The organism is Hoeflea sp., from assembly GCF_039975035.1.
Lineage (GTDB): Bacteria > Pseudomonadota > Alphaproteobacteria > Rhizobiales > Rhizobiaceae > Hoeflea.
Window position 1 is genome coordinate 1 of record NZ_JBDWHW010000041.1, and the last position, 9147, is coordinate 9147.

Annotated in this window: 6 protein-coding genes and 2 pseudogenes; 3 read left to right on the plus strand and 5 right to left on the minus strand. The window is 54.5% G+C overall.

Translation table 11 applies throughout. The features are described 5' to 3' along the window. The first annotated feature begins 43 nt into the window (after positions 1–43). Positions 44–767, plus strand: a pseudogene (locus ABJN75_RS02955) (IS6 family transposase). A 245-nt stretch (positions 768–1012) separates the two neighbouring features. Here ABJN75_RS02955 and ABJN75_RS02960 read toward each other — a convergent pair. The 3 genes from ABJN75_RS02960 to ABJN75_RS02970 form a co-directional block, all read right to left on the minus strand. Next, the gene (locus tag ABJN75_RS02960; protein ID WP_348436695.1) at positions 1013–2677 is read right to left on the minus strand and encodes an acetolactate synthase large subunit; all 1665 of its coding nucleotides are present in this window, start codon (positions 2675–2677) and stop codon (positions 1013–1015) included. A 63-nt stretch (positions 2678–2740) separates the two neighbouring features. Further along, a complete protein-coding gene (locus tag ABJN75_RS02965) occupies positions 2741–4267 on the minus strand; it encodes an FMN-binding glutamate synthase family protein (RefSeq protein WP_348436697.1) in 1527 nt (508 codons plus the stop codon). A 92-nt stretch (positions 4268–4359) separates the two neighbouring features. Then, positions 4360–4908, minus strand: coding sequence for a hypothetical protein (locus ABJN75_RS02970; RefSeq protein WP_348436699.1), 549 nt, complete (start codon positions 4906–4908; stop codon positions 4360–4362). A 454-nt stretch (positions 4909–5362) separates the two neighbouring features. Here ABJN75_RS02970 and ABJN75_RS02975 point away from each other — a divergent pair. Next, a pseudogene (locus ABJN75_RS02975) lies at positions 5363–6077 on the plus strand (IS5 family transposase). Between the two features lie 28 nt (positions 6078–6105). Here ABJN75_RS02975 and ABJN75_RS02980 read toward each other — a convergent pair. Together ABJN75_RS02980 and ABJN75_RS02985 are read right to left on the minus strand one after the other, a co-directional pair. Beyond that, on the minus strand, positions 6106–6876 hold the full coding sequence (locus tag ABJN75_RS02980; RefSeq protein ID WP_348436701.1) for a FadR/GntR family transcriptional regulator: 771 nt from the start codon (positions 6874–6876) through the stop codon (positions 6106–6108). Further along, positions 6813–8261 (minus strand): FAD-binding oxidoreductase, encoded by a 1449-nt coding sequence (locus ABJN75_RS02985; RefSeq protein ID WP_348436703.1) that lies wholly within the window; start codon positions 8259–8261, stop codon positions 6813–6815. Before ABJN75_RS02985 ends, ABJN75_RS02980 begins: the two co-directional genes overlap by 64 nt. Positions 8262–8394: 133 nt before the next feature. Here ABJN75_RS02985 and ABJN75_RS02990 point away from each other — a divergent pair. Further along, a partial coding sequence (locus tag ABJN75_RS02990; protein ID WP_348436705.1) for a thiamine pyrophosphate-binding protein occupies positions 8395–9147 on the plus strand: 753 nt, incomplete at its 3' end.

Sequence of the window (9147 nt, forward strand, 5' to 3'; positions counted from 1 at the left end):
CGGCATCGTAACGTTAACCCCGCGGCGATTGGCCTGTGCGATTTTGCGGCATGACCCAAACCATTCGTAATCCCCTTTATCGCCGCCACCGGTTCCCAGCTGAAGTGATTGCTCATGCCGTTTGGCTATATCTTCGTTTCCCGCTCAGCTTGCGGATGGTCGAAGACTTGCTGGCGGCGCGCGGGATCATTGTCTCACACCAGACAGTGCGCCTTTGGGCCGAGAAATTCGGTCGGCGCTTTGCGAATGATATCCGGCGGAAATCCAAGGGTCGGTTAGGCGATAAATGGTATCTCGATGAAGTCGTCATCTCCATTGGCGGCAAGAAGCACTGGCTGTGGCGTGCCGTCGATCAGGATGGCTTCGTTCTCGATGTGCTGGTGCAGAGCCGCCGTAATACCAAGGCCGCCAAACGTCTGATGCGAAAGCTTCTGAAAGGACAGGGTCAAGCACCCCGTGTGATGATCACCGACAAACTCGGATCCTACGGCGCGGCCAAACGCGACATAATGCCCGGCGTAGAACACCGTTCGCACAAGAGGTTGAATAACCGGGCGGAGAATTCACATCAGCCGACACGACGGCGAGAGCGCATCATGAAGGGCTTCAAATCAGCTCGACATCTCCAGCGTTTCGTCTCCATCCATGACCCGGTCGCCAATCTCTTCTACATTCCACGCCACGATATCCAGTCCCATCATTACCGTGAACTGAGAACCGCAGCCTTGCAAATGTGGAGTGATATCGCTCGCCTGCAAACCGCATAACCGAAAGCGGAGGGCGAAATGCTTGACCGGTGTTCGTTAAGTTTACATTGCCATCACTTTGTTGAGGATCTCGATCCGCTTATAGACTGGCAGCCAATTTTTGCGTTTGGCATGCAACTGGGACGCCGTCGCGAGGTATCTGTCAATTTGATCCCATGTTCGTATTTCGACAGTCCCAATTGCCTTTAGGTCGAAAGGATTTACGACTTCAATAACTTCGCCAGCTGGCACCGATTTTGCACCGCTCATAGCAAACATGCCTTTGCTGCAAGCTCGTCGATTAAAACCTTCTGATTCTCAGAATAATCAACGGGCAAGTCGATCAGGTGAACGCCACCCGCCTCAAATGCGTTTTCGAATACAGGCACCAGATCATCCGTCGCTTCGATGCGGTGGCCAGAAGCGCCGTAACTCTCCGCGTATTTGACGAAGTCGGGGTTGTTGAACTCCAGCCCCCAATCCGCGAACCCGGCGGCGGCCTGCTTCCAGCGGATCATGCCGTAGGAACCATCGTTGAGCACCAGGATGACCAGATTGAGGTTCAGACGAACCGCAGTTTCGACCTCCTGGCTGTTCATCATGAAACCGCCGTCACCGCATATCGCCATCACACGCCGGTCAGGATTCAAGAATGCCGCAGCCATCGCGGAGGGTAGACCAGCACCCATCGTGGCCAATGCGTTGTCAAGCAAAACAGTATTCGGCTCGTAGGCCTTGTAGTTGCGGGCGTACCAGATCTTGTAGATGCCGTTGTCCAGCGCAATGATATCCTTGTCACCCATCACACGTCTTGTGTCGGCAACAAAGCGCTGCGGCGTAACCGGGAACCGTGGGTCATCGACGCCTTCGCTGATATGCGATTCCACCTCTTGCCTGACGGTTTCGAAATACGACAAATCGAATCTTAGGTCAGTTCCAAGTTTATCCTGAAGACGCGCAATCGATGCCGCCAGGTCGCCAACCACCTCAACTTGAGGAAAATACACCTGATCGACCCGAGCGGACTTGTAGTTGACGTGGATGACCTTTTTGCCGCCCGACTCCATGAAGAATGGCGGCTTTTCGACGACATCATGCCCGATGTTTATGATCAAGTCAGTCCGATCGATTGCGCAGTGCAGATAGTCGCCTGACGAAAGCGCTGCAGTGCCAAGAAACAGTTCCGAGCGTTCATCGACAACGCCTTTGCCCATCTGCGTCACAAAGAAGGGTATCCTGGTCGAATGGACGAAATCCGATATCGCGCTTCGCACGTTTTTGCGATTTGCACCGGCCCCGATCAGGATCAGGGGCATTTTCGCTTTCTTGACAAGGTCAACAGCGTCCGACAGGACAGTGTCGTCCGCCACGGCATAATAGCGCTGGTGCGGCTCGATAACCTGCGCGGTACATTGTTCTTCCGCGATGTCTTCCGGCAATTCCAGCAATACCGCGCCAGGACGCTCTTCCTCGGCAGTACGGAAGGCTTCGCGCACAAGTGCCGGGATGGTATCACCGTGTACGATCTGCTTGGACATCTTGCAGATGGGATCGAACAGGTTGACGATATCGATGATTTGAAACTGCCCCTGTTTTGATTTCTTGATCGGTTTCTGCCCCGTAATCATGATCAGGGGAAAACCACCCAGATGCGCGTATGCCGCAGGAGTGGCAAAATTGGTCGCGCCCGGGCCCAGCGTCGCCAGACAGACGCCCGCCTTGCCGGTCAACCGCCCATAGGTAGCTGCCATAAAGGCAGCGCCCTGTTCATGCCGCGTGAGGATTAATTTGATCCCGGAAATTCGCAGCGATTCCACAAAGTCCAGATTTTCCTCGCCCGGCACGCCAAAGACGTAGTGCACGCCCTCTCTTTCGAGCGCCTGAACAAGCAGATCCGAAGCCTTGGTAGTCGTTTCAGCTCCTCGTGTCATCGCGTGATTCTCCAAGTATGATTTATGCAAATTGATTAACCTGCGCTTGCAGGATGTGCGCTTTTAGGCAGCTTGCTCAGCTGTGTATTGAGGCAGGACATCCGGCTGTGGGTAGAGTTCATCCATCGCCACTGAAACGCCATTTGTCTGAACAATTCGCACGTGCTTGCGCTTCAACAGTCGTGGTCTGGCAACGCCGCATGAGTGTGAAATCAATTCGACCTCATGCACCAGATTCTTGCAGAAGTTCGCGACCTTCACTGACTTGTCGGCTGGATTGAGCCCTTTTTGCAGTCTTTCGTTGTGCGTCGTAATTCCGGTCGGGCAGGTGTTTTTGTTGCATTTCAACGACTGAATACATCCCAACGAGAACATGAAACCCCTGGCTGAATTCACGAAATCGGCACCAGTGGCCAGAGCCCATGCAACTTCGGCAGGTGTAACAAGCTTGCCGGTCGCAATGACCTTCATTCGCTGGCGCAATCCGTATTCGCTCAGAATGTCGACAACCAGTGGCAACGATTCCCTGATGACGAGCCCGACATTATCCATCAAAGGCATAGGGGCCGCGCCTGTCCCTCCGTCCCCGCTATCCACGGTGATGAAGTCTGGAGCACTCTCAATGCCACGACGATGGATCTCCTCAGCCAAGCTGTGAAGCCAACCATAGCTGCCGAGAACGGCTTTGAAGCCAACGGGTTTGCCGGTCACCTCGCGAATGTGGTTGATCATATCCAGTAGCGACCCGGTATCGTTGATTTCTGGATGGCGGTTAGGCGAAATCGAATCGTGGCCGACCAGAATGCCACGTATTCTGGCTATTTCCGGCGTTACTTTCACACCCGGCAAAATGCCGCCCTTGCCGGGCTTGGCGCCCTGACTGAGCTTGAGTTCGAACATTTTCACCTGATCAAGGGCGGCCACCTCTTTCAGCTTGTCATCCGACAAGTTGCCGTGTTCGTCACGTACACCATATTTGGCGGTGCCTATTTGGAAGACGATGTCGGCGCCACCTTCAAGGTGATGAGATGACAGCCCTCCCTCACCGGTATTCATCCAGCATCGCGCCATCTTGGCGCCCGCTGAAAGAGCCCTCACCGCCGGCGCTGAAAGCGCTCCGTAACTCATGGCAGAGATGTTGAAAAACGACAGCGCATCGTAAGGTTTTCTGGAATATGGACCAATCTTCAAAGGCTGCATTTCAATCGCGTCTTCATCCAGCGTCGGAAACGGGCAGTTTACAAATATGGCGGTACCGGGTGCATTCAAAAGCTTGGAGGAACCAAATGCCACCGTGTTATCGCGACCTTTCGAAGCCCGGCCGATCCAGTCCCTTTCCGCCCGGTTGAACGGCATCTCCTCACGATCCATCGCAAAAAAGTACTGGCGAAAAAACTCTCCCAACGATGTGAACAGAGACCGGAAGCGTCCCAACACCGGATAGTTCCTGCGCACCGCGTCTGCTGTTTGCGTGACGTCTATGATGAAAATCACGACGGTGGCCAGCACAGCGAGGCCGATCACAAAAATGAATACGCTTGAAAGGTAGCTAAGACTTGAACTCATAGCCCCGTCGACAGAATCGGGCATAAATCAACCTTCTAAGTCTGGAATTTTTTGCTATTTTTCAATCAGACCCACGGTCCGGCATTGCGCCGGGCCGGGTTTTGGCAGCGCAAATGCTATTTCGAGGTGAGGGTCTCCAGGTCCTCGCCGCCAGCGGCGGTATGGCACGCGATGCAACCCTCGTCAGCGCCCTTGGCGACGCGTCCCGCGAGTTGCATGCCCTTGGGGTTCTTGTCGAGTGCACCAGACGGCAGGTATTTGGCCCAGAACCAGTCCTGGTCCTCGGTGTCATAGCCGCTTTCACGCTTGAACATGACGGTGATTGCGGCGAGGTTGGAGATCGGGTCGTCATAGACTTCCTCGACGCTCAACCCTTCCTTGCCGCCATGGTTGCGTTTGACGAGCAGCCGTCCAGTGTGGCCGTCGATCGTGGCGGTGGTCGCAAGAACCTCTTGAATAGTACCGTGCGGCTCATTTCCTTCGAACGGCCGAACCTTGATCGAATCCGCACCGACCAGCTTCTGATCCAACATGATTTGCCACAATTTTCCGGCGTACTCGGTGTCCTCTGCGTTGCCGAACGGAGCATTCTGGGCGTGAGCCAGCGTCAGTGCACCGCCAAGCGCCACGCCGCAAACCGCCATAAAAACTGCTTGTTTGTTCATGATCTTTCCTCCTCATCGAGTTCAATGGGAGACGCTACCATGCAGACCGGTAACCGCGTTGTCACCGTAAGTCACGCTTGCTTGACTTGGTTTGTCCCCGGCGATCATATCGGCCGGTGGCCACGGACCGGCGACGATTTGACAATCGCTGTGTTGGTTTTGGTTTTTCCGTGAAACGGCACAAGCACAGGATCAAGATCGCCAATAGGACGAAGCGCCATCCGCGCGACAAAACAATCGTTACCGACAACCTTGTCGCAGTCGATGAACCCCGGCTCATTGAGAATGATTTACTCAACGATGTGCATGACGACCGCCCAGTGAACCAGCGTCTGCACGCAGATCATCCGCTTCTCATCATCATTCCAGTTCCGACGTCTGCCCTCTTCGCCACAAACCACTGCGCTAATGTCTATTTAATCACTGAAGAGTCCTATCCAATTCGCAATGGGCGATCATCGAACCTTACTGCCTGGGTAAAACCACCGATCCCGGACAAACCGGACGTGACCCACGGCTTTTCGTGGAGGCAGTCCTCTGGATCGTCCGCACGGGCGCGCAATGGCGCGAATTGCCGGGTGAGTTTGGCAAATGGAACTCAGTATTCAAGCGGTTCCGCAGATGGGTCAAAGCGGATGCTTTCTATCGTATGTTCAAGGTATTAGCCTCAGACACCGACCTGGAATACGCGATGATCGACGGTACGATCGTCAAGGTCCATCGTTCAGGACAAGGCGCAAAAGGGGGACTCTTTGCCAGGCCATTGGACGCTCTCGGGGTGGCATAACGTCGAAGATACTGGCTCTGACGGATGCGCTCGGTAATCTCGTCGATTTCTGTCTGATGCCAGGCCAAGCTCATGATCTGCGCGAGACCGATGCGTTGATCAGCGGCTTGTCCGCCGGATATTTGCTGGCGGACAGGGCCTTTGACGCGGATTGGCTGCGCAATGGCCTGCTGGATCGCGGCATAACCCCGGTCATACCGCCAAAATCCAACCGGAGGTTCCCGGCAGAGTTCGACAAGGAAACCTACAAATGGCGGCATTTGATCGAAAACTACTTTGGCAAACTGAAGGAAACAGAGGGATAGCAATGCGCTCTTGCAAAACCGACCAGAGTTTCAAAGCCTTCATCTCAATTGCCGCAACGCTCATTCACACACGGTAAACGTCAACAGCCCCTAGTTTCTCGGTCCCTATTTGATTTGTAATCTATTTAATGCGCTGATCAGGTGAAGCCGGGAGAACTGACGGGCATCGACTGAGTTCCCGGAAGCAATCGCATGAAAAATTCTCACATGCTCTTCATTGACAGACTCGGTCATTCCTTCCTGACGCGCAGAGTTGTCACGTGCGATCTTGACCGATTCGACGAGCATCGAGGCCAGGAATTCCTGAAACCGCAGCATAGCCTTGTTCTTGGAGATCTGAGCAATCAGGTGATGGAAGTTAACGTCAGCCTCAACGCCTCGGTCGAAATTGTCCGCAGATGTCAGCAATTTGTCGAGGGTTTTCTCAAGCTGGGCGATATCTGATTTTGTATGCCTCTGCGCCGCCAGAGCCGAAGCTTCGCTTTCGATGCCAATACGCAATTCATAAACTTCACGGATCGAAGTCTGCTTTTCCGTGTCCACCAGGCTGAGGCGGAAAGAGCGCGCGACTTCTCTGGGGTCGGCGATGAAGATGCCCGCGCCTTGTCGCGCCACGACGAGACCATCGCTTTGCAGTCGTGAAATAGCCTCACGGATGACCGTGCGGCTGACGTTGAAAGTCTCGGTCAATTCCTTTTCGGTGGGTAGTCGCGAGCCAGGCGCCGTCCTGCCGGTTTCAATGTCCTTGCGCAGGGTGTTCGTGATCTGATCTGAAAGCCGAACCGGTCGCACAATCGGGCGCGCCCGAACCTTTAGCGGTGTCGAGCGTGGGTCTGATTTGCGTGGTTTAAGACTTTTCCGGGGTTTATCATCCATGACGGGTCAATTGCTTTCTTAATTGTTCGCATCAGGTCCAATTCAACGGGGTCATGATAGTCCATAAGCGAACTTACCCTAAGTTGTCCTATACCGTGCTCAGCACTGAATGTTCCGCCGGCTTTCATTGCATTTTTTTCGACGCATGACGTGACCGGGTTGCTGCCTGAATACAGATCTGACAGGGACACCCCCTCCGGTGGGACAATGTTTACGTGCAGGTTGCCATCGCCGAGGTGGCCAAACACATTAAGTCTGTAACCAGGAGCGATACGCATGATCTCGGAGCTGACAGCTTCAATGAAGCTGGGGATTGCCGAGATCGGCACGGCAATATCGTGTTTGAGTGCGCCGCCCGCCGCCTTCTCTGCTTCTGAAATTCCCTCTCTGAGCTTCCACAGGGCTAGTCTCTGGTTTTCACTCTGCGCGACAACCATGTCGTTTACAACCTTGTCAGCCAGCAGAGTTTCGAGCACCGGCTCCAGCCGGGCAAACAGATCTGCCGAGCTGTCCAGGGACATTACTTCCAAAAGCACATAGGCCGGATGATTATCGGTAAATGGCAGTGCTGTCTGTGGAATGTGGTCGATCAGCAGTTTCAGGCCTTCTGCAGTGAAATATTCACACGACGTCAAATCTGCGCCACATAGGTTTTGGATGCGGACAAATGTTTCGAGTGCGAAATCGGGTGCCTTGACGGCTGCAAGCATGGTCAGGGTCTTCTTGGGGCGGGGAAGAAGCCGGATAGCGGCAGCGGTGATGATCCCCATTGTGCCTTCCGACCCGATGAACAGTTGCTTGATGTCCATCCCGATATTCTCTTTACGCAGTCGCCGCAATCCGTTCCAGATTCTGCCGTCAGGCAGGACGACTTCCAAGCCAAGCACTTGCTCGCGCATCGAACCATAGGACAGCACGTGGATTCCGCCGGCATTCGTGGCGATGGTCCCGCCAATCTGGCATGAGCCCTCAGAGGCCAGGCTGAGGGGGAAGGTGCGATCTATAGCTGCAGCAGCCTCCTGTGCTGTTTGGAGAATGACACCACTTTCAAGCTCCACCGTGTTGTTTATTGCGTCGATATTCCGGATTTGGTTCAGTCGGCGGGTGTTGATGATGACCTGCGGGATACCCTGAACAGGAACGGCACCGGCCACCAAGCCCGTGCGCCCGCCTTGCGGAACGATCGCCAATTTGTGCTTTTGACATAGCTTTACCATGTCCGACACTTCTTGGGTGGTGGACGGGAAAAGAACCGCTTCAGCCGGCTGATCGACAAGCTTTCGCCAGTCGATTTCATAAGGGTGCCGCTCGGTCTCATTGAGCACATATGCGGCCGGCGCAAAAGAGCTTGTGAGAGCCTCTGCAAATTCCTTTGATTTTTTCATATTTCCTATTCACCTGAAATAGAATGCGTATTTCGAATTAATTTGTATGATAAGTGATATATGATGAGCTTGACAAGGCGATAAAAGCATAATTATGATTGCCCATCAAAAAATGTTTGGGGACGGAGAAAACATGGTTAAGGCGATCCAGTTGACGGTTGGGCAAGCGATTGCTCGCTTCTTATCGGCGCAGTGGACCGAGCGTGATGGTATGGAGCGTCCCCTTATTGCTCGAGCCTGCGGCATCTTCGGCCATGGCAACCTTTCGGGTGTCGGGCAGGGCTTCGCAGAGTGCGGTTCTTCAATTCCTTTCCACCAGCCATTCCACGAACAAAGCATGCTGCACACGGCGATCGCATATTCGCGTGGTCAGAGGCGGCTTTCGACCTATGTCTGCACGGCGTCGGTTGGTCCCGGGACTGCCAACATGTACACCGGCGTCGCCAGCGCCACCGTCCAGCGTGTGCCGGTTTTGGTTCTTGCGTCTGATCATTACGGTGCGCGTCGCCAGGGTGTTGTGCTGCAGCAGCTGGAATCGCCGCAATATGATCTGTCGGTTGCGGATGGATTGCGTACTGTGTCGGTGTTTTTCGACAAGATTACCCGTCCTGAGCAGTTGGTTCCTTCTTTGATGGAAGCCATGCGCGTGCTGACCTCTCCGTCGGAGGCTGGCGCGGTAACACTGTCAATTTGTCAGGATGTGCAGTGCGAGGTCGGCCTCTTCCCCGAGGAGTTTTTCGAAAAGCGGGTGTGGCGTATTGAACGGCGCGTTCCGGAGGCGGCGCAGGTGGGGCGGGTTGCTCAGTTGCTCAAGGCCGCCCGCAAGCCGCTCATCATCAGTGGCGGCGGCGTTTATTATTCCGAGGCGGAGGCGGAGCTGGTCTCC